At 40.6% G+C, this 23671-nt stretch carries 21 protein-coding genes and 1 pseudogene; 13 read left to right on the forward strand and 9 right to left on the reverse strand.

Annotation, left to right across the window (positions count from 1 at the left end; translation table 11 throughout):
• Positions 1–70 precede the first annotated feature (70 nt).
• The 4 genes from rplM (at position 71) to tsf (ending at position 2711) form a co-directional block, all read left to right on the forward strand.
• Positions 71–514 (forward strand): 50S ribosomal protein L13, encoded by a 444-nt coding sequence (gene rplM / locus IE080_RS11535; protein WP_189582425.1) that lies wholly within the window; start codon positions 71–73, stop codon positions 512–514.
• 12 nt (positions 515–526) lie between these two features.
• The gene (rpsI, locus tag IE080_RS11540; protein WP_189582428.1) at positions 527–913 is read left to right on the forward strand and encodes a 30S ribosomal protein S9; all 387 of its coding nucleotides are present in this window, start codon (positions 527–529) and stop codon (positions 911–913) included.
• A 45-nt stretch (positions 914–958) separates the two neighbouring features.
• Positions 959–1720, forward strand: a complete 762-nt coding sequence (gene rpsB, locus IE080_RS11545; protein ID WP_189582431.1) for a 30S ribosomal protein S2 — start codon at positions 959–961, stop codon at positions 1718–1720.
• Between the two features lie 160 nt (positions 1721–1880).
• Entirely contained in the window at positions 1881–2711 is an 831-nt protein-coding gene (tsf, locus tag IE080_RS11550; RefSeq protein WP_189582434.1) for a translation elongation factor Ts, read from the forward strand.
• A 363-nt stretch (positions 2712–3074) separates the two neighbouring features.
• Here the strand turns inward: tsf and IE080_RS11555 are convergent, their stop codons facing one another.
• From IE080_RS11555 to IE080_RS11570, 4 genes are all read right to left on the reverse strand, one after another.
• Positions 3075–3515, reverse strand: coding sequence for a hypothetical protein (locus tag IE080_RS11555; RefSeq protein ID WP_189582437.1), 441 nt, complete (start codon positions 3513–3515; stop codon positions 3075–3077).
• Between the two features lie 332 nt (positions 3516–3847).
• Positions 3848–4207, reverse strand: a complete 360-nt coding sequence (locus tag IE080_RS11560) for a helix-turn-helix domain-containing protein (protein WP_189582440.1) — start codon at positions 4205–4207, stop codon at positions 3848–3850.
• Positions 4208–4210: 3 nt separating this feature from the next.
• Complete coding sequence (locus IE080_RS11565) at positions 4211–4507, reverse strand: type II toxin-antitoxin system HigB family toxin (RefSeq protein WP_189582443.1); 297 nt, start codon at positions 4505–4507, stop codon at positions 4211–4213.
• Between the two features lie 785 nt (positions 4508–5292).
• Positions 5293–6579: an aminopeptidase P family protein gene (locus IE080_RS11570; RefSeq protein ID WP_189582446.1), complete on the reverse strand. Its 1287-nt coding sequence runs from the start codon at positions 6577–6579 to the stop codon at positions 5293–5295.
• 381 nt (positions 6580–6960) lie between these two features.
• Here IE080_RS11570 and IE080_RS11575 point away from each other — a divergent pair, with 381 nt between their 5' ends.
• Genes IE080_RS11575 through IE080_RS11590 form a run of 4 tightly spaced genes read left to right on the forward strand, consistent with a single transcriptional unit; the run spans position 6961 to position 11423 of the window.
• Entirely contained in the window at positions 6961–8190 is a 1230-nt protein-coding gene (locus IE080_RS11575) for a M16 family metallopeptidase (protein ID WP_189582560.1), read from the forward strand.
• A 2-nt stretch (positions 8191–8192) separates the two neighbouring features.
• Positions 8193–8837, forward strand: a complete 645-nt coding sequence (locus IE080_RS11580) for an O-methyltransferase (RefSeq protein ID WP_189582449.1) — start codon at positions 8193–8195, stop codon at positions 8835–8837.
• The gene (locus tag IE080_RS11585) at positions 8834–10411 is read left to right on the forward strand and encodes a LysM peptidoglycan-binding domain-containing protein (protein WP_189582452.1); all 1578 of its coding nucleotides are present in this window, start codon (positions 8834–8836) and stop codon (positions 10409–10411) included. The genes IE080_RS11580 and IE080_RS11585 overlap by 4 nt, the downstream gene beginning before the upstream one ends.
• Positions 10412–10430: 19 nt before the next feature.
• The gene (locus IE080_RS11590) at positions 10431–11423 is read left to right on the forward strand and encodes a DUF3078 domain-containing protein (protein ID WP_189582455.1); all 993 of its coding nucleotides are present in this window, start codon (positions 10431–10433) and stop codon (positions 11421–11423) included.
• Here IE080_RS11590 and IE080_RS11595 read toward each other — a convergent pair.
• From IE080_RS11595 to IE080_RS11605, 3 genes are all read right to left on the reverse strand, one after another.
• Entirely contained in the window at positions 11420–11947 is a 528-nt protein-coding gene (locus tag IE080_RS11595; protein ID WP_189582458.1) for a DUF8439 domain-containing protein, read from the reverse strand. The two genes, IE080_RS11590 and IE080_RS11595, sit on opposite strands and share 4 nt — an antisense overlap.
• 56 nt (positions 11948–12003) lie before the next feature.
• A complete protein-coding gene (locus tag IE080_RS11600; protein ID WP_189582461.1) occupies positions 12004–13146 on the reverse strand; it encodes a DNA polymerase III subunit gamma/tau in 1143 nt (380 codons plus the stop codon).
• Between the two features lie 90 nt (positions 13147–13236).
• Positions 13237–14052: a DUF481 domain-containing protein gene (locus tag IE080_RS11605; RefSeq protein ID WP_229800606.1), complete on the reverse strand. Its 816-nt coding sequence runs from the start codon at positions 14050–14052 to the stop codon at positions 13237–13239.
• Between the two features lie 101 nt (positions 14053–14153).
• Between IE080_RS11605 and IE080_RS11610 the strand changes: the two genes are divergently transcribed.
• From IE080_RS11610 to IE080_RS11630, 5 genes are all read left to right on the forward strand, one after another.
• Positions 14154–14933 carry a zinc-dependent peptidase gene (locus tag IE080_RS11610; protein ID WP_189582464.1) on the forward strand — a complete coding sequence of 260 codons (780 nt, stop codon included), beginning with the start codon at positions 14154–14156 and terminating at the stop codon, positions 14931–14933.
• A gap of 155 nt (positions 14934–15088) precedes the next feature.
• Complete coding sequence (locus tag IE080_RS11615) at positions 15089–15916, forward strand: purine-nucleoside phosphorylase (protein WP_189582467.1); 828 nt, start codon at positions 15089–15091, stop codon at positions 15914–15916.
• A 240-nt stretch (positions 15917–16156) separates the two neighbouring features.
• Positions 16157–18466 (forward strand): PSD1 and planctomycete cytochrome C domain-containing protein, encoded by a 2310-nt coding sequence (locus IE080_RS11620; protein ID WP_189582470.1) that lies wholly within the window; start codon positions 16157–16159, stop codon positions 18464–18466.
• 5 nt (positions 18467–18471) lie between these two features.
• Positions 18472–19923, forward strand: a complete 1452-nt coding sequence (locus IE080_RS11625; RefSeq protein ID WP_189582473.1) for a DUF1501 domain-containing protein — start codon at positions 18472–18474, stop codon at positions 19921–19923.
• 1 nt (position 19924) lies between these two features.
• The gene (locus IE080_RS11630; RefSeq protein ID WP_189582476.1) at positions 19925–22078 is read left to right on the forward strand and encodes a c-type cytochrome domain-containing protein; all 2154 of its coding nucleotides are present in this window, start codon (positions 19925–19927) and stop codon (positions 22076–22078) included.
• Positions 22079–22411: 333 nt separating this feature from the next.
• Here IE080_RS11630 and IE080_RS11635 read toward each other — a convergent pair whose 3' ends face one another.
• A complete protein-coding gene (locus tag IE080_RS11635) occupies positions 22412–22954 on the reverse strand; it encodes a hypothetical protein (protein ID WP_189582479.1) in 543 nt (180 codons plus the stop codon).
• A 467-nt stretch (positions 22955–23421) separates the two neighbouring features.
• A pseudogene (locus IE080_RS11640) lies at positions 23422–23661 on the reverse strand (transposase); the annotation flags it as partial.
• Between the last annotated feature and the right edge of the window lie 10 nt (positions 23662–23671).

The raw sequence follows: 23671 nt of genomic DNA on the forward strand, positions 1-23671 counted from the left end.
TACTTCTATCTTTGTGTCCCTTTTTGGGGGTGGAATATATTTAACAAGCTAATAATTAAACATTTACACAGTGGATACATTAAGCTACAAGACCAAATCGGCAAATGCTGCTACTGTAGACAAACAATGGGTGGTAGTGGATGCCCAGTCTGCAGTTCTAGGTAGATTTGCAAGTGAGGTTGCCAAAATCCTAAGGGGTAAGCATAAGCCAAACTTTACCCCGCACGTGGACTGCGGAGACAATGTTATTGTCATCAATGCAGACAAGGTTAGGTTGACTGGTAGAAAGATGGACGAGAAAGTTTACGTTCGTCATACTGGTTACCCAGGTGGACAGCGCATTTCTACACCAAAGTTATTGAAGCAAAAGTCTGCTTCTATTTTGGTGGAAAAAGCAGTAAGAGGTATGTTGCCAAAGAACAGACTTGGCAGACAGATGTACAGAAACCTATTTGTTTACAATGGTTCTGAGCATCCTCATGCTGCACAGCAACCTAAAGAAGTCAAATTTTAACCTTAGCAGTTCATGGAAATTATCAACACAATCGGTAGAAGAAAGACATCCGTCGCTAGAATCTACATGAAGCCGGGCAAAGGTGAGATCGTTGTAAACAACAAGCCGATCGAAACGTATTTCCCGTTTGATTTGCATCAGATCGTAGTAAAGCAGCCTCTTGCCCTTGTAGGTGTAGAAGGTACTTACGATGTGACTATCAATGTAGACGGTGGTGGTATCAAAGGTCAAGCGGAAGCTGCTCGTATGGCAATTGCCAGAGCACTTTGCGAATTTGACGCTGAGCACAGACCTCCGTTGAAAAAAGAAGGTTTCCTTACCCGTGACCCTAGAATGGTTGAGCGTAAGAAGCCAGGAAGAAGAAAAGCGAGAAGAAGATTCCAGTTCTCCAAGCGTTAATTGGGAGTTTTCTCACAACCTTATACAGAAAAATATACTTTATTAATGGCACAAATAGAATATAAAGACTTACTGGATGCTGGTGTTCACTTTGGACACTTGACGAGAAAGTGGGATCCAAGAATGGCTCCGTATATCTTCATGGAGAAGAACGGTATCCATATCATCGACCTAAACAAAACGCTTGTTTGCCTCGAAGAAGCATCCAATGCAATCAAGCAAATCGTTCGTTCTGGCAAAAAAGTGATGTTCGTAGCTACTAAGAAGCAAGCGAAAGACCTTATTGCAGAAGAAGCAAGAAGATTGAACATGCCTTACGTAACCGAAAGATGGTTGGGTGGTATGTTGACTAACTTCGCTACTATTCGTAAATCCTTGAAGAAAATGTCTACCATCGACAAAATGATGAAAGAAGATTCTTACAAGAATTTGGCGAAGAAAGAGCGTTTGATGATCACAAGACAACGTGAGAAATTGGAATCTGTACTAGGCGGTATCGCTGATTTGACAAGACTTCCTGCTGCGTTGTTTGTAGTAGACATTAAGAGAGAGCACATTGCTATCTCTGAAGCACAAAAGCTTGGTATCCCTGTTTTTGCGTTGGTAGATACTAACTCTAACCCAAATGAGGTGGAGTTCCCTATCCCTGCTAATGACGATGCATACAAATCAATCTCTTTGTTGGTAAAAGCTATCGGAACAGCTATCGAAGAAGGTCTTTCTGAGCGTAAGAAGGACAAAGAAGATGCTAAACTTTCTGAAGAGGAAGAAGCTAAGAGAGCTGTGGATGCTGATACACAAGAGTAATTCCACTTTGATTTACTGAATACAAAAGATTGAACATGCGGTTTCGGCCTGTGTTCAATTTTTTGTTTTTAATTGACTAAGACCTGGCAGTCCGCCGCGGCAGACTGTCAGGTCTTCCTTAACATAGAAAAAAGTTTAATCTCATAAATTGACTAAAACAATGGCTATTACTGCACAGGAAGTAAACAAATTGAGACAAAAGACCGGAGCTGGTATGATGGACTGTAAAAAAGCCCTTACCGAAGCTGAAGGTGATTTCGAAAAAGCTATCGATATCCTTAGAAAAAAAGGTCAAAAAGTTTCTGCTTCAAGAGCTGACAGAGAGACCAAAGAAGGTACTATTGTGACGCACGTGAGTGCTGACGGTGCTACTGGAACCTTGCTTTCATTGACTTGCGAGACTGATTTCGTTGCTAAGAATGAAGATTTCGTTGCTTTTGCAAATACGTTATTGGAACTAGCTGTTGCTAACAAAGCGACTTCTGTAGAGCAAATTCTTGCATTGCCGTTTGAAAATATCACTACAGCTGATAAAATCGTTGAAATGACTGGTAAAATCGGTGAGAAAATCGAAATCTCCCACTATGAAGTTGTTTCTGGCGAAGCAGTTGTTCCTTACATCCACTCCAATGGTAAATTAGGTGTATTGGTTTCTTTGGTTAACACCAATGGTGCAGCTGTAGAAGAAGCTGGTAAAGATGTAGCGATGCAAATTGCTGCTATGAACCCAGTAGCTGTTGACAAAGACGGCGTAGATGCTTCTGTAGTAGAAAGAGAAATCGAGGTAGGTAAAGACCAAGCAAGACAAGAAGGCAAGCCTGAAGAAATGTTGGAGAAAATCGCTTTGGGTAAATTGAATAAGTTCTACAAAGAAAATACTTTGTTGAGCCAGCAATTTGTAAAAGATAACTCATTATCTATTGCTCAGTACCTTGATAAGGTAAGCAAAGGCATGACCGTAGCTGCTTTTAAAAGAGTGTCTATTGGATAATTTAGATCTAAGATCTTATATTTTAGAAATAAGAAAAAGCCGACTTCGAAGGGAGTTGGCTTTTTTATTTCGAAACCTTTGAGGTTTTTCAAACCTCGAAGGTTTCCTTGGGGAAACGTGTTATTAACCAAGCAACAAAAAGCTTCTCAGGAAGATAAAGAAAAACCCTTGAGGTCCAGGACTCAAGGGTTTTTGAATAGTAATAGTATATACGTGGAATAATCAGAAGAGTCTGTAAAGTAGTGATATGCTGCTGATTTTATCCCGTGAATCGTATCTTTCATGGTCAAGTCGTAAGCAGAAGCGATCACTAATTGCGCTGTTGCTATACGTTAGTGAGAACACCGGTCCATAGCTCATTTCTTATGAATAGTTGGCGTATATAAACTCCCCGTTTACAAGAGCACCGCCGGTTAGCTGATTACCATACATCAATGACAATCCAAGGCCAAATGTGAAATGGTTACTTTTATAATCAAGAGTCCTTGCGATCCAACTATTAAGTCTAACAGCTCCTTCTTGGTACCAAAATAAAGGGTTATTTGTTTCAGCTTTTGACAAGATCCGATCATAGCCAAGCTCATTGATCATCAGCCATTTGGAATGGTTAAAGATGCTTGCCTGATAATTGACAAAAATACCAAGTCCATATCCAGAGGTAGAATTAACCCTGCTTCCGTCGTACCAATGGTTTTTTAAGCCAATATTCCAATTTTGCTCTTTAGTTTGGGCATAGCTAGACATACTTAGAAGTGTAAGTGTCCCGATCAGTATTGGTCTGTTGACAAGCTCATTTATCCTCATATTCCATAACTTAAATGCTCCTCTTGTCCATTTTCTTGACAAGAACTAATAGCTACTAAACCTAAAAATAGGATAGATAGATACTTTTTCATAGTTACTGAGATTTAATTTATTCAAACATAAAAGTTTAAATCGGTTAATAAAAATAAAATAATGATTATCTCATATTTGAAAAATGCAATAAATAAAAATTTGGTCTCATGAAATCATAACTACAAGTTTCTGTAAGGTGATTTTAGTTGCACTTTTTTAGGACCGATTTTTTTCTATTATCAGTAAATTAAGATGAAATAATCCTAGCAGGTTTTCAAAACCTGCTAGGATTGAGTGCTCTACACACCAAGTACAATCGAAGCTTCTATATCAAGTTTTCTGCTGATTTCTCGGGCGATTTTGAGGGTTGGTTCGCTTTTGCCGTTTAGATATTCACTGATTCTTGATGTACTTACGCCAAGGTATTCTGATAGGTTTTTTTGTGTCAAGCCTCTTTCTTGCATGCGAAGTCTAATCGCTTCTGCTAAAGTGGGAGTCATTATTGCATGGTACTTCTCTTCATAATCAGCTACCATGTCAGACAGTAGATTCAATTCCACAAATCCTTTTTCATCAGGATTTTCTATGTTATCAGGATTGGAAAGCAACTCCTCAACCCTTGCTACAATAGCATTATACTCCTTTTCAGATTTAATCATGATTCAAATGTTTTGAATGTCTTTAATTTTATCATACTCGGCATGAGTTCCGATGAATCTGATATAAATTTTTTTTGCATTGAATGAAATAATTGCTACCAACCGGTATGAATTGCCTTTGATGTTGAAAACAAATCGATGATTTCCTACATAATCGACTGAGTTGAAATCTTTTTTAATGTCATTTAATGAACTCCAATCTTTTTTACTTGTCGTAGTATACCAAAATCTCAAGGCCAATTCAGAATCAGCATGTTTCTGTGCAAATTCTTGAATTCGTTTGAAGGTAACTATTCTCATTGACTCTTGAGGGATTGACTTTGTTTCATATTTCAAAACAAAGTTACATGAAACAAAATAATTATAAAAAATTAAATTTAAAGTTTTTATTACCCAATGGGCTGTGTTTGATTCAAGTATTCAGACTTGCGTTTTATCGAACGAAATCTTTTCACGCAACGAGCGAAACGCATCCATACCACGTTCGTAGCAATGAGTAAGATCTTATGAATGTAGTCTTCAGACTTGCGAAGACGTTCTAATTTCGTACTTGGCGAGCGTATTTTACTTTAATGTATCATGCTATAAACCATTTAATAACTCCATCGGAGCGGCCGACATTTTAGCAATGATTTTCAACTCGTTGATGTAAAATCATTACCTAAGGCGAATTGTCAAAAACACGATTGGTATGAAATTCAGGCATTTATGTAGACTGTCTCGATGGGACTTTAGGGGCATCAGCTAAATTGTGGCCCGAGGGTTGAAACCCTCAGCTATTATGTTGACCGCCTCTATGAGACTATTGCGGTAATTCGTATGCAAGAATGACCTCTTTTCAAGGATGCGAACTCCTATCTAAATTCATCGAATCTTTTTTCTTGAGTCTAATTTCTCGCCTTTAAATTTATTGACACTTTTTTTAGGATAATTCTCTTATTTACATGCCACCTATATTTCGCCTAATGCATATTTCAACCTTATTTTGTGCAAGCATATTTTATTTTTTTGACTCTTGATTCTTGGCTCTTGCTTCTTGATCCTAATCTCTCGCATCTCGCTTCTCACATCTCGACTCTCCCAGCTCACCTCATCAACTCCTCAATCTCCTCGGTCTCAATCGGGATATTCCGCATCAAGTCCAAATAGCCATTTTCCTGAATGACGATGTTATTTTCCAAGCGGATACCCATGCCCTCTTCAGGAATATAGATTCCCGGTTCTACCGTGAATACCATGCCTGCGGTGATGGGCTCATGCATAGTACCTACATCATGTACATCTAGTCCTAAATGGTGGGAAGTACCGTGCATAAAGTATTTTTTGTATGCAGGCCATTTGGGGTCTTGGTTGGCGATATCCGTTTTGTCAATTAGCCCTAAACCTACTAGTTCGGACTGCATCATCAACCCTACCTCTTTGTGATACTCTTGGATATTGATTCTTGGACGGAGGATATTCATGGCTCCTTTTTGTACGCGGAGGACAGCATCATACACAGCACGCTGACGTGGCGTAAATCGTCCATTAACTGGGATGGTTCGCGACATATCTGCATTGTAATTGCCGTATTCAGCACCTACATCAAATAGGATCAAGTCTCCATCTTTGCAGATTTCTTTGTTTTCGATGTAATGAAGTACACAAGCGTTTGGACCAGAAGCGATGATAGGTTCGTAAGCAAAGCCTTTGCTGCGATTACGGATAAATTCATGGATAAACTCCGCCTCGATTTCATACTCAGTAACCCCAGGCTTCACAAACGTGAGAATTCTTCGGAATCCTTTTTCCGTAATATCGCAGGCTATCTGCATTTGATCAATTTCCTCCTGCTCTTTTACCGCTCTCAGTTGGTGCATCAATGGGGCTACTCGGTGATAGTTGTGCAAGGGATAGCGCTCCTTGCAGGATTTGATAAAGCGTGCATCCCTACTCTCCACCTGTACATCTGCTCGTAAATGCTCGTTTGTGTTGAGGAAAATGTGATCGCTTAGGGAAATCAATGTATTGAAAACCTGGTCAAAATTGGCCACCCATTGAATGTTCTGAATTCCCGATGCCTGTTCGGCTTCATCTTGAGTGTACTTGTGTCCTTCCCAAACGGCAATATGCTCATTGGTTTCCCTTAAAAACAAGATTTCCCGCATATCGGGATTTGGGAAGTCGGGACAAATCACCAAAATAGACTCCTCCTGATCGATGCCTGATAAGTAAAAAATATCATTATTCTGTCGGAAACGCATGGTTCCGTCCGCATTGGTTGGCATAATGTCATTGGAGTGAAAGACTGCTACCGACTTAGGTGGAAGTTTACTGATTAATTTCTGACGGTTTTTGATGTAAAGTTCTTTTGGTAGAGGGGTGTATTTCATGGTATAGAGATATTTTTTTAATTGTACAAAGTACTAAGTACCAAGTGGTATTTTAGATTTTAGAGGGTAGATTTTAGATTTAGAACCAAGAGCCAAGAGCCAAGACTCGGGGCGGGTATAGGACTGGGAGTTACTTTCTATTCTTGCCTTAATTTTCTTTTGGGTAAGAATATTTCAGCGTTTTCCGTGTATTCTGCGAGCCGTACTTTCATCCTTTCAACAAATATAATCTATTCTATTCAATCCCCTTCTCATGCCAGTAATTCTATTCCTGTGTTGTAATCCCGAAAACACTTTTATTTTTGTAATTGAATCAGTTGCATCGTGAAATTGTTTGAAGCGACGGGTAGCAGTGATTTAGTACCATTGAAAAAAGTTTGCATGCAGTATAATCTCAAGGAATTGCCTAATGGCATCCGCATTGTGCACCAAGAAGTCACCCATACACGTATGGTGCATTGTGGTTTTGTAGTGAATATCGGAAGTAGGGACGAATCCACGGAGGAGGAGGGCTTAGCGCATTTTTGGGAACATATGGCATTCAAAGGCACCAAAAAGCGGAAAGCTTTTCATATTCTCAATAGATTAGAGTCCTTGGGCGGGGAATTGAATGCCTATACCACGAAAGAGAAAATCTGTTTTTATGCGACTACGCTCAAGGAGCATTTCGGCAAAGCGGCGGAATTATTGTGTGATATCACCTTTAACTCCACTTTTCCCCAAAAACAAATAGAAAAGGAGCGTCAGGTAATCCTGGAGGAAATGTCCATGTATAGAGACTCTCCTGATGACTCGATTCAAGATGATTTCGATGCCATGGTTTTTGCGGGCCATGCCTTGGGTAGAAATATTTTGGGAAGAGAGGAGACTGTAAAAAGCTTTTCCCAACAGGATTTTTTTGATTTCATTTCTTCAAGGTTGGATACAACCCAACTCGTTTTTTCTGTGGTGGGGAATATTCCTTTTTCGAAGGTTTTACAGCGCGTGGAGAGTTTCTTGATTGCAATCCCACAAAAGAGAAGTCTCTACGTGAGAAGTCCGTTTGTACATTACAAACCTGCTGATAAAGTGGTGGAGCGGGAAATAACCCAAGCGCATTGTGCTATAGGTCAGCCAGCTTACTCTCTGTATGACAAGCGGAGGTTTCAACTATACCTGCTTAATAATATTTTGGGAGGGCCAAGTATGAACAGCCGCCTCAATTTGGCTCTGCGGGAAAAGTATGGCTATGTGTACAGTGTAGAGTCCACCTATCAAGCCTATTCGGATACGGGGTTTGTGGGAGTTTTCTTCGGTACCGAGCAAAATACTGTCAAAAAGGCGAAAAAATTGGTGTTGAAAGAAATGGAAAAGTTGCGGACCAAGCGATTGGGAACTATGCAGCTGCATATGGCAAAGGAGCAAGCCATAGGACAAATGGCGATGGCAGAAGAGAACTATGCCGCTTTGATGCTTGTATTTGGTAAAAATTTGTTGGATAAGGGGAGAATTGAATCCCTGGACAGTATCTTTGACCAAATCAGAGAAACTACTGCGGAGGATTTGATGGACATTGCCAATGAGGTCTACCACCCTGATCAGTTGAGTTTCTTGCAATACATACCAGCTTAGCTATGGAATTTATCGATGAACGATTATTGGCTTACTGCGAGGACCATACAAGTCCTGAGGATGAGCTATTGTTACATATTACCCGAGAGACGCATGCCAAGGTTTTGATGCCAAGGATGTTGTCCGGGCATTTGCAAGGGAAAGTACTGGAGCTTTTGGTGAAAATGTTGCAGCCTCAAGTTATTCTTGAAATCGGAACCTATACTGGCTACTCCGGATTATGCATGGCGAGAGGGCTAGGTGCAAATGGGAAATTGATTACTTTGGATATCAACGATGAGTTAGAGCCAATGGTGCGTGGATTTTTTGAGTGCTCAGGCTTGGCAAGTAAAATTGATTATCGCTTAGGCAATGCCTTGGATATCATTCCTACCTTGGAAGATCGTTTTGATATGGTTTTTATAGATGCGGATAAGGCGAATTATAACAAGTATTATGAGTTGGTAATTGAGCGAGTCAATCCAGGGGGTATTATATTGGCGGATAATGTGTTGTGGTCAGGGAAGGTGTTGGTTGGGCCCAGTCAAAAAATTGACAAGGATACACAGGCGCTATTGGATTACAATCGAATGGTTCAGGAGGATCCACGCGTAGAAAATGTTTTGCTTCCTATCCGTGATGGACTGATGATGGCCCGAAAATTATGAGAAAGCATTTACAGAAGTTTATTTATTGCCTTTTGGTTTTGGGGTGGGTATTTCCTGCATCTGCCCAACAAATCCCTCAAGTGCCTCGGGAGATTGCCTTTGCTGATTTGAGGATATTGATCAATGAGCAGGCAAGAAGAGAAATCCAGTTAGATGTGGATGCACTATATCGTAATCCAACTTACTTTCGAATCAAAGCGGAGCGCGTAGCCTTGTATATGCCCTATGTGGAGCGTGAATTAAAAAATGTGGGTGTTCCTGAGGATTTCAAATACTTAGTTATTCAAGAATCGAGTTTGATTCCCGATGCAGTGTCTACCTCCAATGCCGTGGGCTTTTGGCAGTTTAAGCAAGGTACAGCTGAAGAAGTTTTTCTTCGTGTTGATGCTCAGGTGGATGAGCGAAAAAATATTGTATCCTCTAGTAGAGGGGCAGCATTATATGTAAAAAAGCATAATAACTCTTTTGATAACTGGATGTGCGCCTTAGTATCTTATCAGATGGGTTTGGGCGGTGCACGCGCCTACTTTGGAACCCAGTTTAACGGGAAAAAAGTCATTGAAATCGACAGGAATTCTCATTGGTACTTCAAAAAGTTTTTGGCCCATAAGGTGGCATTTGAAGGGCGTTGGCAAATGTTTGCTAGCTCAGATGCTTATTTGGAAGAAACTAGAATTCAAGGGCCTGTTACATTGAAAGCTTTAGCATCCAGATTGGGTGTAACCGAAGAGCATTTGAAAGAATATAATAAATGGGCATCCAAGGGAAGCATTCCAGGGGATAAGCCGTATTCAGTTTTTTACATCCGTCAAGGTGGTGTTCCGGCTGTTCCTGCCGTCAGAAGAGGCCCAAGTACTAGTAGCGAGCCTGTAGAGCGAGTCGTTACAGTGGCAACATCCGCAGAGGCTTTCCCAAAAATCACGGGTAATCAGCAACAAGCTAGCAAACCTAATCAGATCAAAGTAAACGAATTGGATGGGATACAAGCCGCTGCCAACATGCCACAAGAAGCTTTGGCAAGACAAGTTGGCTTGAAAGAGAGACGCTTGAGAAAAATCAATGATTTGGATAAGGGAGAAAAAATCAAAGAAGGTCAGTATTACTATACCGAACCAAAAAAGGGAGCTGCTGAGATAAAAGAACATATTGTAAAGCCAGGAGAAACTCTTTGGTCAATTGCTCAAAAATACGGCATGAAGGTTGCTTCGTTGAAAGCTAAAAATAGAATACGAGAAGATGAAGCTTTAAGGCCAGGGATGATTTTAAATCTTCAAGATCATCGAAGGAGAAATGAAGATATTCGGTATGTGTCTGCTTCTGAGTTGAAGCAGCTCTTGGAGAGCTCATCACAGGCCATTCAGCCAATTGTAGAACCTGCACAAGAGGAAGTCTACAAGCCTAGCCCAACTACACCTTCACAAATAAGAAAGACAGTTACTCATACGGTAGATTCAGGAGAAACGCTTTTCCGCTTAAGCCAACGATATGGAGTTGCTGTGGATGATATCAAAAAGTGGAATAATCTAAAAGATAACACCATTAGGGTAGGTCAACGTTTGACGATTTATCAATAATTCTATTCACTCAAATTTCATGAAACGACTTCTTATCTGTTTCTTCTTGTGCATGAGTATAGGCTCTTTTAGAGTAGCAGCCCAAGTGGATGATTTGTTGAAGGCAGATACCTTATTGATTAGTGGAGATACTATTATCATGATCGGTGACTCTATCATCATCAAGGAAAAGCCCAAGCCTATATTTTGGAAAAAAGGAGGAAACTTCAACCTAAGCATACAGCAAGTGAGTTTGTCCAACTGGAATGCGGGGGGTGCAAGTAACCTGGCATTGAATACAGGAGCAAATTTGTTTGCCAATTACAAGAAAGATGCAATTATTTGGGATTCCAATTTGACCGTTAATGCAGGTTTCAACAGAATCTCTGACAGGCGATTTGCTACACGAAAGACAAATGATAACTTTATCTTTATTTCAAAATATGGTCGGGAGCTTACGCCTCAGTGGTATTTGTCTACGCAGATAGATGCACGTACACAGTTGTTAGCAGGTTATCGGTTTTTCAGGCCTCCTGGTGCAGAGGAAGATGCAAGGGCACGATTATCAGATTTCTTGGCCCCAGCTTATGTACAGTCCTCGACGGGTTTGAACTTTCGAAAACAATACAAAAATAATAATCGACTTTCCTTGATAGCCTCTCCGTTTACGGGACGTTTTACGATAGTCATGGATGATTCTTTGAGTAATGCAGGGGCATTTGGTGTCATCCCTGGAGAGCGGGTATTGGCGGAGGCTGGGCTTTCCTTTAGCTCGCAGACAGATTTCGAAATCATTGACAATGTGCGTTGGAGATCCGATTTGAATCTCTTTACCAACTTTGAGCGGCTGGGGAATTTTGTGGTGAATTTTAACTCCATTATTACCATGCGGGTGAATAAGTACATCACTACTCGTATTGAGACGATTTTGATCTACGATGAGCGGGTATTTATTCAGCAGGAATCCGGGCCTCCCAGGCAGGCGGTACAACTTCAGAATATGATAAATTTTGGATTGGGGATTGACTTTTAAAAGTCAGTTTCCAAGCCAAATCGCTTTTGCAGCTCTCCTAAAGCTGGAGATTTTTGGAGTAAAAAGCGTAGTTTGTCAGAGTTGGTATACAGTCTTTGGGCCGAACTTTCTTCATCTTCTTCTACCAATTCAGCCGCAAGCGCAATGCTGTAATTATTGAGTTTTCTGCGAAGAATTCCCAAAAGCTCAGGCCTCAGTTTTTGGAAAATCTCTTCCTGAATCTCACCGTTCAGTTGAAAAATAATTTTCTCACCTTCCAACTTCACTTCTTGTTTGAGAACAGTTATTTCTAAGTTTTTATGGTTGGTTTTGAAGTCCTCGATAATCTCAGCAAGTACATAATTGAGTTTAGGCAAGTCAAAGGTTTCGGCTAATGCAGGTGCTTCTTTGACTTCATGTTTGGTTTCCTCTTCTGATGTTGCTACAGTGGTTGATTGAGGTTTTTCCTTGGCAATCACCTGTGCATCTGCAATACTCTTTGGGATTGCAATAGTCTTTTGGACAACAGTCTTTTTGACTGTCATCTGGCTGACTGTTTTTACAAGTGTAGGCTTTACTTCAGGAGCAGTGGCTTCTTCACTTAGGCTTTTTTTTTTAACTCATCTGCTGCTGCCGCTAGAGCGATGGCGTACGGTAATTTGGCCATTTTCATCAAAGCCAATTCTACATGGAGGCGCTGATTTTTGCTGCCTTTGTAGTGAATGTCGCATTGATTACTAATGTTGAGTGCGGATAGCAAAAAGGAAAGAGAAGCAGATGTTGACTGTTCAAGGTAGCGCTTTTTGATCGTTTCGGAAACTTGAATCAGTTGGATAGTAGATTCATCCTTGCAAACCATCAGGTCACGAAGGTGTTCGGAGAGTCCTACGATGAAATTATGTCCATCGAAGCCTTTTTTCAAAATTTCATCAAAAATCAAAAGCACCTTTGCGATACTTCCTTCCAAAAGGGCATCCACTACCTTAAAGTAGTAGTCATAATCCAAGATGTGAAGGTTACTAATTGTCTCTTGATAGGTCAGCTTATTGCCTGCAGAGTAGGTGACGATCAGGTCAAAAATAGATAGTGCATCCCTCAAAGCACCATCTGCTTTGGTGGCGATTAATCGTAGGGCTTCTTCTTCTGCTTCGATTTTTTCTTCACCTGCGATGTACTGTAGGTGCTCTGCCATGTCATTGATCTGAATTCGGTTGAAATCAAATATCTGACAACGGGAAAGAATCGTAGGGATGATTTTATGCTTTTCAGTCGTAGCCAAGATGAAAATAGCATAGCTAGGCGGTTCTTCCAAGGTTTTCAGAAAAGCATTGAAAGCCTGATTGGATAGCATGTGCACCTCATCTATGATGTAGACTTTGTAGAGTCCCTGTTGAGGGGCATATCGTACTTGTTCTACCAAGTTTCGGATATCATCTACCGAGTTGTTAGAAGCGGCATCCAATTCATGGATATTGAAGGAAGCATTGTTGTTGAAGGCTTTGCAGGAATCACAGGTGTTGCAGGCTTCAAATTCAGCAGTTTTATTTTGGCAGTTGATGGTTTTGGCCAAAATACGGGCACAGGTAGTTTTGCCGACTCCTCTTGGGCCACAAAACAAGAAAGCCTGCGCCAAGTGGTTGTTCTTGATTGCATTTTTGAGTGTCGTGGTAATATGGCTTTGCCCCACCACACTTTTAAAATTGGAAGGTCTATACTTTCTAGCTGAAACAACAAAATTTTCCATCAGCGCAAGATATAAAATTATTGCAAGTTGCTGGAAGCTTTGGCCTGCAATAATGATTATTTTTTTACTAAACCGCTCTCATTTAATCACTTAAAAATCAAAGGAGATTCCTGTGCGGAATGCGAAAATAAATGGGGTAATGGGTACTATGGGTCTGTCTTCGTACGAAAACTCAAATGAATTAGTAAAGGAGAAAATATCGGTGATTTTCGTGTTTAGATTAATATTTCCAGAAACTCGGTTTCTAAGACGTTCAATGCTGTTGTCATAGCCTGTTTGGTAGTAGATAACCGTATTTAAGTCCACAAAATCATTGATGCTTTGACGAAGAGAGACATAATTGGCACTTTTAACAAAGCTGACTCCTACAAACTCCTCCGAAATCGGGTTCTCCCAGGTTTCCCATTCTTTTAATGCACCGATTCCCACGATGAGTGTGCTTTTGGTTGAGTTGACCAATTTCTGCCGCCAACTTCCCCCAACAATCCAGCGAGGGGCCAAGCCTCTGAAATTATCAAAGGAGTATTGGGTATAAGCTTCCAAATGGGATTTTCTGTCCCGATTGAATACTACACGACCATGGACCAAGCCAAAATTTAGAAAATCTGAGTCATTGATTTTTAGGTAGTCAAATTTGGAGACCAAAATATAGGCGTGTTTCCCTGGTTGATACATGGAGTTGAAGTCCCAATTATAGCCGAAAAGGTTAACTGGATCATCAACCGAAGCACTTCTGTTGTAGATATTGAGACCTCCCGTCGCTTTGGCAATAAAGTTCTTGGTGCTGTCACGCTGAAGTCGGTAACGCTCGATGTTGAGAATTTGGGCATTAGTTATATGGGAAATGCAGGTGATCGCAATGAAAATCAGTAAGGGGACTAAGTTTTTTTTAATTGGAAATTGCAAAACGTGAATTGTATTTAGTTGAAAAGCTTGTTGAATGAAAATCTAATCCGTAGCTTCGGATTTCTACGTTATAAGAAATCAAAATTACAAATTTTAGACCAATGTTCCTTTTTTCATCGCTCCTAGATCTGATTGAGAGGCTTTATGTGGGCTATAAAAATGCCAAATACAAACTTTTGGGGATTCAGTTGACTCAAGAGCAGAAGGATTTTTTAAATCGCTTTTTCCCCTATTACGCAGGCCTTTCAACGGACCATCAAAAGGAATTTGAGGAGCGGGTGTTCTTTTTTTTAGAGGATAAAAAATTCATCCCTAGAGGAAATCTTAAAGAAGTGCCCCCGAAAGTAAAACTTTTAATTGCTGCCACAGCTGTGAAGGTTTCTTTTGGTTTTCGGGATTTTCGATTTGAGCATTTCAATAAGATTCTGGTTTATCCTGATTCCTATTACTCTACCATCAATCAGCAATACCATTTCGGAGAAGTGAATCCCAAATTGGGAATCATCGTATTGAGTATGCTAAATTTTTTGGAAGGAGTAGGTGATCCTTTGTCTGGAAGGAATCTTGGAATTCATGAAATTGCCCATGCCTTGAAACTGGAAAATCAAATTCATTACAACAAAGGCAGTGTGGTCTTCAACCCAACTCGCTGGAGGCAGTATGCCGAACATGCCAATTTGGCTATTGAGAAAATCTCTAAAGGAGAACTAAGTATTTTCCGAGCATATGCTGGCACCAATAAACACGAGTTTTTTGCTGTCGCGCTTGAGTTATTTTTTGAAAAATCCGCAGAACTTAAAGCTTATAATCCGGAGTTGTATCAGGCTTTGGTGTATTTGCTCAAGCAGGATCCCATGGTTTTGCTAAAAAAGAAAGACTAAAAGGTCAAAGAAATCTAAAGTAGTAATTGCAACTTTTATTAGTTGCTCATTTAGTTAGTTTTTTTATCTATCCTTTGCGCGGTAACACTCATTTCTCTTTCCTATATTGGACAAAAATATTTTCCGAAAACATCAATTATTAGTTAATTCTAACCATGTCCTCAAACCCAACCTACCTTGAACAAGCCCAGCAAGCTGCTGCATACATCCGATCTGTGACCTTGGGAGAGGCAGACACTTTGGTGATTTTGGGGTCTGGATTGGGAGGGTTTGTAGAAGAATTGGTGGATGCGCAGGTGGTTTCTTATGCCTCTATTCCTTTTTTTCCAACGTCAACAGTGGAAGGACACTCGGGGGAGTTGCTGTTAGGGAAAGTAGGGGAGAAACTGATTTGGGTCATGAGTGGACGCTTTCACTATTACGAAGGCTATGAATTGGAGGAGACAGTTTTTCCATTACGTGTACTGAGATTACTAGGCTTAGAGCGCTTAGTAGTATCGAATGCTGCGGGGGGTTTGAATCCTGAGTTCAGTGCGGGTGATATGATGCTGATTACAGACCATATTGATAAATTCCCCTCCAATACTTTGCGAGGTAAGGAAGCGATGGCCTTTGGTGTTCGCTTTCCTGATATGAGTGAACCCTATGATACAGAGTGGATAAATGCCGCAAGAACACTTGCAGAAAAATTAGGAATATCTCTTCGAGAAGGAGTGTATGTTGGAGTAACAGGCCCAAGTTTGGAAACCAAAGCTGAAATCAACTACTATCAGATTTTAGGTGGAGATGCAGTTGGAATGAGTACGGTTCCAGAGGTTATTGCAGCTCAGCAAATGGGGATAAAGGTGATCGGGTTTTCTGTGATTACCAATGAATGTATGCCAAAAGATCATCAGTCTTTTTCACATGATTCAGTGGTAGAAGTAGCTAAAAAGGCGGGAATGATGATGCAGAAACTTGTTAGAAGGCTGTTAATAGCTTGATATCGATTTGTTTTTTGGGGCTACTTTTGGTGAATTGTAGTTGGGGTAATATGCTATTTCCCTTGGGTAAACTTTTTTAAGTTGTTGGTTTATAAATTCTCTTTTCTCAATCTATTTGCTAATGCTCCTTCAATAGTATTTTGATGAGATAGTTTTTAGTTTTTTTAATTTTTATTAAAAGTATTGTTGGTTTGTCTAAATTTTATCAAATTACATTCGGTAGTACGGACTTTAGTTTTTATGAATCTTCGTTTGCTCATTTCGTTAGTTGCTGTGCTTGTGCTGCAAATGTCTTGCGGTAAGGTAACAGAGTCTGCGTTGGTTTTGGGAGATCATGAGCAAATCAGTTACAATTACCATATCCGCCCAATCTTATCTGATAATTGTTTTGCCTGTCATGGTCCTGATGCCAATAAGCGGGAAGCAGGATTGCGCTTAGATGTAGCAGAGTCTGCTTATGCTGCACTCAAAGACTATCCTAATCAATTTGGTATCGTGCCCCATGACTCGGATGCCTCGGTTATTTTCCAGCGCATGATCTCCACTGATCCTGCTGAACGTATGCCTCCGCCCGAGTCTAACTTGACGTTGAGTGTAGAGGAGATTGCACTAATTAAGCAATGGATTGAGCAAGGGTCAGTTTATGAGTCCCATTGGGCTTTTGAAGTGCCTAAAAAAGCTTCACTCCCGTTCATTAAGAATACAGAATGGCCTAAAAACGAAATTGATTATTTCACATTGGCAGCTATGGAGCGCCAAAAGCTTATTCCTAATCCAAAAGCTGATCCATTCAGCCTTTTGCGAAGACTTTCCTACGATCTCACTGGCCTTCCGCCTAGTATAGACTTGCAACAACAATTTTATAGTAATCCATCACCTCAGGCCTACGAACAGATGATTGATTACTTCTTGGGTCTTCCAGCTTATGGCGAGAAAATGGCAGTGTTGTGGATGGATATCGCCCGATATGCAGATTCCTATGGTTATCAGGACGATAATATCCGTACCCAGTGGCCATACAGGGATTGGGTGATTCATGCGTTCAATAAAAATATGCCATACGATCAATTTATCACTTGGCAGTTGGCAGGTGATTTATTGCCCAATGCTACCAAAGAGCAGATTTTAGCCACAGCATACAATAGAAATCATAAATACACAGAAGAAGGCGGGGTGATTGATGAGGAGTATCGGGTGGAATATGTTTTGGATAAGACCAATACTTATACCAAAGGAATTTTGGGCATGACCGTTGAATGTGCCCAATGCCATGATCACAAATATGATCCGATTTCCCAAAAAAATTACTTCGAGCTTTTTGCGTTTTTCAATAACACACCTGAAAAAGGGTTTGAGGGTGATGTAGTTCAATCTAAACCAGCCAAAACTCCGATCATGTGGATAGACCGGGAGGATACTGAGGGAATATTGAATTTTCTCAATTATCAGGATACTGCCAGAATAATGGTTTCGGTTATGGAAGAATTGGAGGAAACCAGACAAACGTTCATCTTGGATAGAGGTCTGTATGATGCTCCTTCAACAGCAGTAAGCGCAAATACTCCGGAGGCTGTTTTTGCGTTTGATGGAGCGCTCCCTACCAATAGACTGGGTCTCGCCGAGTGGACTACAGATGCGCGCAATCCGCTGACTGCTCGTGTTTTTGTCAATATGATTTGGCAGGAGGTATTTGGGAAAGGGATTGTTGCTTCTACAGGGGACTTCGGTATGCAGGGAGCTTTACCCACTCATCCCGAACTCCTAGATTGGCTTGCAGTGGATTTTGTAGAGCATGGGTGGGACATCAAGCGCTTAGTTAAGCAGCTGCTAATGTCCGCTACTTATCAGCAATCGTCCGCGATTGATCCTAAAAAGTATGAGAAGGATCCTGAAAATAGTTATCTGGCAAGAGCGCCTCGGCTTCGATTATCAGCAGAAAGTATTCGGGATATGGTTTTGGCGAGCTCTGGATTATTACATCCCGAAATTGGTGGGCCCAGTGTCAAACCCTATCAGCCTGAAGGTTTATGGGAAGCAGCGAGTTCGGGTAGAGGAGAGTTACGCACGTACAAGCAAGCCACGGGCAATCAGCTCTATCGAAGAGGCTTATACACCTTTATTAAATTGACCGTTCCACCTCCTATGCCTATTATTTTTGATGGGAGTAACAGGGATGTGTGTGAGGTGAGCCGTAGCCGAACCAATACACCTCTGCAAGCATTGGTTATGTTGAATGATCCTTTGGTTTTGGAGGCTTCTCGTTATTTAGCTTCAGGACTGTTACAAATGAATCAAGAACCTAAACAGCTGATCTCACAAGCATTCTCACGTATCCTTGGGCGTAATCCAGCCAAACAGGAATTACAGATTCTATTTGCCTATTTTCAAGAAGAGTTAAATCGGTTCACACAAGACAAAGAGGTGGGTATGTCCCTCATGCATCAAGGAGGAAAGCCAATCGAAACCCAAAAAATTACACCTCAATTCATTGCTTTGAGTCAGGTAATTACGGCTATATATAATTTAGAGGAAGCTATCACCAAGACTTAAGTAGGATGGAAAAGGAACAATTAGAACATAGCTTGGGACATAATCGACGTAAATTTCTTAGCAAAGTCAGTTTGGGTATAGGTAGTTTGGCTTTAGGTAGTTTACTGATTCCTGATCTTTTTCGAAAAGGAGTTGCGGAAGATGATATCATGGATGCCTTACCACATTTTGCTCCCAAAGCCAAAAGAGTAATTTACCTATTTCAAAATGGAGCTCCATCGCAGCTGGAGTCGTTTGATTATAAACCACTGCTTAATAAGCAAGCAGGAATGGAACTGCCTGACTCCATCCGGATGGGGCAACGCTTGACAGGCATGACTTCTGGCCAGAGCTCTTTTCCATTGGTGGGTTCTTATTATGGGTTTCAACAATATGGAGAAGCACGAGCTTGGATCTCTGACCTTTTTCCGTACACCGCCAAGGTCGTAGATGATATTTGCATTGTTAAATCCATGTATACCGAAGCTATCAACCATGATCCTGCATTGACTTTTTTCCAGACTGGAGCTCAGGTGGGTAATAGACCAAGTATGGGTTCTTGGCTGAGTTACGGGTTGGGAAATGAAAATAACAATTTACCTGCCTTCTGTGTGCTACTGAGTAAGGGAAAAGGAAATGGGCAAGGCGTGTACTCTAAGCTATGGACCAATGGATTTCTGGATTCAGTACATCAGGGTGTGCAATTTTCTGCCAGCGAAGACCCTGTGTTGTACCTCAATGATCCCAAAGGTATGCGGAGAGAGGACCGCAGGCGTATGTTGGATAAAATTGCCCAATTGAACCAAATTAATTATCAAGCTTTTGGAGATCCAGAAATCACGGCTAAGATTCAGCAATATGAAATGGCTTTCCGCATGCAAACAGCTGTGCCAGAGGTGACCGATATATCCAAAGAACCTGATAGTATTATCAAAATGTACGGTCCAGACTGTTTGGTGCCAGGCACTTATGCTGCCAATTGCCTACTGGCTCGTAAATTATCTGAAAGTGGTGTTCGCTTTGTACAGCTTTATCATCAAGGCTGGGATCAGCATGACAACCTTCCAAGCGAGATGGCCAAGCAGGCCAAAGATGTGGATCAGGCTTCTGCTGCATTGATCCAAGACTTGAAGCAGCGAGGATTACTGGATGAGACATTGGTGATTTGGGGAGGAGAATTTGGAAGGACAAATTACTGCCAAGGAGAGATTCAGTTGGATAATTACGGTAGGGACCATCATCCGAAAGCTTTTTCCATATGGATGGCGGGCGGAGGGGTGAAGCCAGGAATAGTTTATGGGGAGACAGATGAGTTTGGTTATAATATCACAGAAAATCCTGTGCATGTGCATGATTTTCATGCCACTATCCTGCATTTGATGGGGGTGGATCATGAGCGCCTAACCTACAAACATTTGGGAAGAAGGTATAGGCTGACAGATGTACACGGCCATGTTGTAAAAGACTTATTGGTTTGATATGCAGTCCAAAAATGCGATTTCCAGATTGAGTTTTTACCTACAGCATGTTTTAATAGTATTACATGGATTATGTTTGGTACTCGCTTTTGGGCATTCACATATGGAAGTTCCCTTACTTTTAGAGGTTTTTGGAAGAGCACATCCTTTGTTGCTACACTTTCCCATCGTCTTACTGTTGTTGTTGGTAGGATTGCTTTGGAGTCCAGCAGCTTTTTCGAGGCAGAATCCTAGGTTAGCGAGTGATTTATTTATACTAAGTCTTTGTTTGACGGGAATTACAGTTTTGGCAGGCTTATTATTAGCAGCCGAGGAAGGGTATGTGCTGGATGAAATATTTGCTCATCAATGGGTGAGTATGGTGCTTTTTTGGATGGCAAGTATGTGGTATGTGGTTTGGAGTTATGGTAAACAAACATTTGCACGTTTAACTTCGGTAAGTGTTGCATTCCTGACGCTAATTACAGGCCACTTAGGCGCTTCCATGACGCATGGAGAAGATTTTTTATGGGCACCTTTTCAAAAATCCTCGGTTGTAGAAGTGATAACTTTAGAAGATGCTTTAGCTTTTGATCATGTAATTCTTCCAATTTTGGAGCAAAAGTGCGTGTCCTGTCACAAGGCATCCAAACAAAAAGGGGATTTGCGGTTGGATGGTGCATCCTACATTTTGGCGGGTGGAAAGCATGGACCTGTGATTGATGAAGCGAATCCAAAGAATTCCAGTCTTTTGCAGCGAATCTTGTTACCCTTAGATCATGAGGAACATATGCCGCCCAAAGGTAAAATGCAATTAACTATGGAGGAGGTTGCGCTGATTCAAGCCTGGATGGATGAATTGGCTCCTATGGAGAAACCAATGGTAAGTATGGATCCTAATAGTAGCTTTTTCCAATTGGCGAAGCAATTGGTGTTTACAGAAGAAGCAGATGTATACTCCTTTCCTTTTGCTCCTTCAGCTACCCTTGCTAAGCTGAATACTGATTTTCGGGTTATTCAATCAATTTATCCCACATCTCCGGCGCTTCGGGTCAGTTTTTTTGGAAAAGCCAGTTTTGAGTCTCAACAATTGACAGCGCTAGGTGCTATCCAAACCCAAGTGGTGGAATTGAATCTTTCCAATATGCCTTTGGCAGAAGAGGATTTAAAAATAATCAGTCAATTTGAAAATTTGGAAAGATTGCGATTGAATAATACAGGACTTCAAGGAGAGTTTTTACATGAATTGGCCAGTGTGAAATCTCTAAAAAGTCTTTCTTTAGCAGGAAACCCCTTAAGTTCTGTCGCTTTAGAGAAATTAGCAAGGCTAGACCAACTTAGAGATTTATTTATTTGGAATACAGGATTGGATTCCGAACAGATTGAAAGGCTGTCTACCCAATTGACGCATACAGCTATTGAGGGAGGTTACCGTGATGATGGCACCTTATATCAGTTGAATGCCCCCATCATTCAAGCGAATTCAGGGATTTTCCAGGATCAATTAGAGGTATCTGTCAAACACCCCATTGGGAATGTAGAAATATTCTACACTTTGGACAATACATTTCCGGATAGTGCTAACCACTTCCGCTACACAGGCCCCATCAGGTTAACTGAAAATACCCACCTTAGAGTGAGGGCTTTTGCCGATGGTTGGTTGGGAAGTGAGGAAGCCCAAGCGGTGTTTTTTAAGGCAGGCATCAAGCCAAAAAGGTATCAATTGACGAATGCACCACATCACTCATACCAATCGGATGGCGTAGAAACACTGTTTGATTTGATCAAAGGTGATGAGGATTTTACATCCGGAAGCTGGTTGGGCTTTCAGGAAACTAATTTTGAACTTATTCTTGATTTTGATGTGAATCAATCACCGAGTACGATTGCGTTTAGCTTATTGAGTGCAGTGTCTTCCTATATTTTTCCACCTATTTCCGTAGAGATTTATTCCAAATCTTCGGCTGGGGAAAGTTGGGTTTTACTGCATAAAGATAAACCCGAGCAACCTCAAGGGAATCAAGAACGGAAGCAACTACTATTGGAATATCCTATTCCAGCCAAACCGCTTGTTCAAATCAAGGCTGTGTTAAGTCCCATTAATCCACTTCCTAAATGGCATCCTGGCGCAGGTCAGAAAGGGTGGGTATTTGTAGATGAAGTTTTATTGAATTGAGGTTTTGTGACAAAAAAACTATAAAATTCTAAACCACTTCCGAAATCAGGATGATATATCGGAACTCGAAATCGAAGATTTTTTCTTGATTTGCTTAAGAATATTCTTTCATTCTTGGAACTACGGAAGAGGATAATTTCTTCTGCAATGTTTTCTGAATCCTAATTTGTGGAGAAATTGCAGTTTATCTTGTTTTGAAAAATTCTATGTAAGCTAGAAAAGTAAAGACACTACTACGTTAAAGCTCTCGATATTTCAATTTACCAAAATAAGAAAGATTCCTGATTCGTTTCCTTGTAGCATTAAATACCTTATTTGTATGAGGGGACACGTTTAATTGATTAAGTAAGCTGCTTTAAATTCTCCTCTTATGGGGATTTTAACAGGAGTTTCGGATAGATTTTTGTAGGTTTCTCCTTCGAAGGTGCCTCGGATAACCTTTTTAGCTTCATCAGCTTCAGTGATTGTTATCCAGATTTTTGATGGCTCGGGATTAACATTTGTGTTGCCAAACCAAAAATGTGTTGTAAAGGTCCCTATTGGAAGATCAAGGGTTTCTAAAACCTCAATTTCTCTAGTTCCAATACTTCCATCAAAAACCATATTTACGTAAAATGGTAAAATGCAACTAATTAGGCAGTTGTTTTCAAGTTGGGAGTTGATTTGACCAATTGAAGATGACTTATTTTTTTTAAAAACTAAGGGTATTCCATCTAAAGATAGATTTTTAGAAAATTCTTGTCTTAAAACTTGATCTTCAATTTCCACTTCAAAGAAGTAATTTTCGGTATCAGGTGTGTCTTCATCTCTGCAGGAAAATAAAAATAAAAGGGAGAGGATTAAGCCCAATTGTAAAAACTTATTTTTAAATTTCATCTTAGTTTCAAACTTGAGATATTGTTGTTTTTTCTGCTAAGAAACAAACTAGAAATATTCAAGTCAATAGATGATGGAGCAGTATTATTCAAAATTTATTAAATATGGAAATAGATTTTAATTCTCACTATTTCTCCTCTGAAATCCCGTTGATAAACATCTCCACGAAACCCAGGATTTTGTCCTTGGTGCCCTCAGCAATGCTTTTGCACTCCTTCGTAAAAAAAGATAGTAAATTCTTCGTCGATGTTTTCTGGGGTAATTGGCTATACCATTTATGAAAAAGAGGCTGTCTCAAAATTAACTATTAATTTTCAAGACGGCCAAAATTAAGCCGTAGAGGCCGATTTTTAGAAAATCGGCCTCTATTTTTTGAACATTGGTCAAAACATTAGGATTCTAGTTTCCTCAGACTTATTCATCTTTAGTGGGGTGTTTTAGGCTTGAGAGCCAATCTAAAGTGTTATTTATACCGCTTTTGCTGCCTTTCTTGAAAGGTTGTGTGCGATTACGTGGAGCCCAGTTTCAATTTCCACCTTTTCGAGTCCCCTCAGTACATACCTCTTTATCCCCTTGTTTTGCTTAAGGTGTCCGAATACAGGTTCCACGTCTGTGGCCCACTGTTTTATTTTTTGGATTCCCTCGGGAGAGATCAGCTTTTGTTTTGCTTCGGATTTATACCGCTACAATGTCCTGTTGACTTCAATGGCATACGGG

This window comes from Mongoliitalea lutea, from assembly GCF_014652135.1.
GTDB lineage: Bacteria > Bacteroidota > Bacteroidia > Cytophagales > Cyclobacteriaceae > Mongoliitalea > Mongoliitalea lutea.

What these genes read in the sequence shown, in the direction of transcription:
- rpsI (WP_189582428.1), top strand. Translation starts at nt 527, where the DNA reads ATGGAAATTATCAACACAATCGGTAGAAGAAAGACATCCGTCGCTAGA.
- rpsB (WP_189582431.1), top strand. Translation starts at nt 959, where the DNA reads ATGGCACAAATAGAATATAAAGACTTACTGGATGCTGGTGTTCACTTT.
- tsf (WP_189582434.1), top strand. Translation starts at nt 1,881, where the DNA reads ATGGCTATTACTGCACAGGAAGTAAACAAATTGAGACAAAAGACCGGA.
- IE080_RS11555 (WP_189582437.1), bottom strand. Translation starts at nt 3,515, where the DNA reads ATGAGGATAAATGAGCTTGTCAACAGACCAATACTGATCGGGACACTT.
- IE080_RS11560 (WP_189582440.1), bottom strand. Translation starts at nt 4,207, where the DNA reads ATGATTAAATCTGAAAAGGAGTATAATGCTATTGTAGCAAGGGTTGAG.
- IE080_RS11565 (WP_189582443.1), bottom strand. Translation starts at nt 4,507, where the DNA reads ATGAGAATAGTTACCTTCAAACGAATTCAAGAATTTGCACAGAAACAT.
- IE080_RS11570 (WP_189582446.1), bottom strand. Translation starts at nt 6,579, where the DNA reads ATGAAATACACCCCTCTACCAAAAGAACTTTACATCAAAAACCGTCAG.
- IE080_RS11575 (WP_189582560.1), top strand. Translation starts at nt 6,961, where the DNA reads ATGCAGTATAATCTCAAGGAATTGCCTAATGGCATCCGCATTGTGCAC.
- IE080_RS11580 (WP_189582449.1), top strand. Translation starts at nt 8,193, where the DNA reads ATGGAATTTATCGATGAACGATTATTGGCTTACTGCGAGGACCATACA.
- IE080_RS11585 (WP_189582452.1), top strand. Translation starts at nt 8,834, where the DNA reads ATGAGAAAGCATTTACAGAAGTTTATTTATTGCCTTTTGGTTTTGGGG.
- IE080_RS11590 (WP_189582455.1), top strand. Translation starts at nt 10,431, where the DNA reads ATGAAACGACTTCTTATCTGTTTCTTCTTGTGCATGAGTATAGGCTCT.
- IE080_RS11595 (WP_189582458.1), bottom strand. Translation starts at nt 11,947, where the DNA reads ATGACAGTCAAAAAGACTGTTGTCCAAAAGACTATTGCAATCCCAAAG.
- IE080_RS11600 (WP_189582461.1), bottom strand. Translation starts at nt 13,146, where the DNA reads ATGGAAAATTTTGTTGTTTCAGCTAGAAAGTATAGACCTTCCAATTTT.
- IE080_RS11610 (WP_189582464.1), top strand. Translation starts at nt 14,154, where the DNA reads ATGTTCCTTTTTTCATCGCTCCTAGATCTGATTGAGAGGCTTTATGTG.
- IE080_RS11615 (WP_189582467.1), top strand. Translation starts at nt 15,089, where the DNA reads ATGTCCTCAAACCCAACCTACCTTGAACAAGCCCAGCAAGCTGCTGCA.
- IE080_RS11620 (WP_189582470.1), top strand. Translation starts at nt 16,157, where the DNA reads ATGAATCTTCGTTTGCTCATTTCGTTAGTTGCTGTGCTTGTGCTGCAA.
- IE080_RS11625 (WP_189582473.1), top strand. Translation starts at nt 18,472, where the DNA reads ATGGAAAAGGAACAATTAGAACATAGCTTGGGACATAATCGACGTAAA.
- IE080_RS11630 (WP_189582476.1), top strand. Translation starts at nt 19,925, where the DNA reads ATGCAGTCCAAAAATGCGATTTCCAGATTGAGTTTTTACCTACAGCAT.
- IE080_RS11635 (WP_189582479.1), bottom strand. Translation starts at nt 22,954, where the DNA reads ATGAAATTTAAAAATAAGTTTTTACAATTGGGCTTAATCCTCTCCCTT.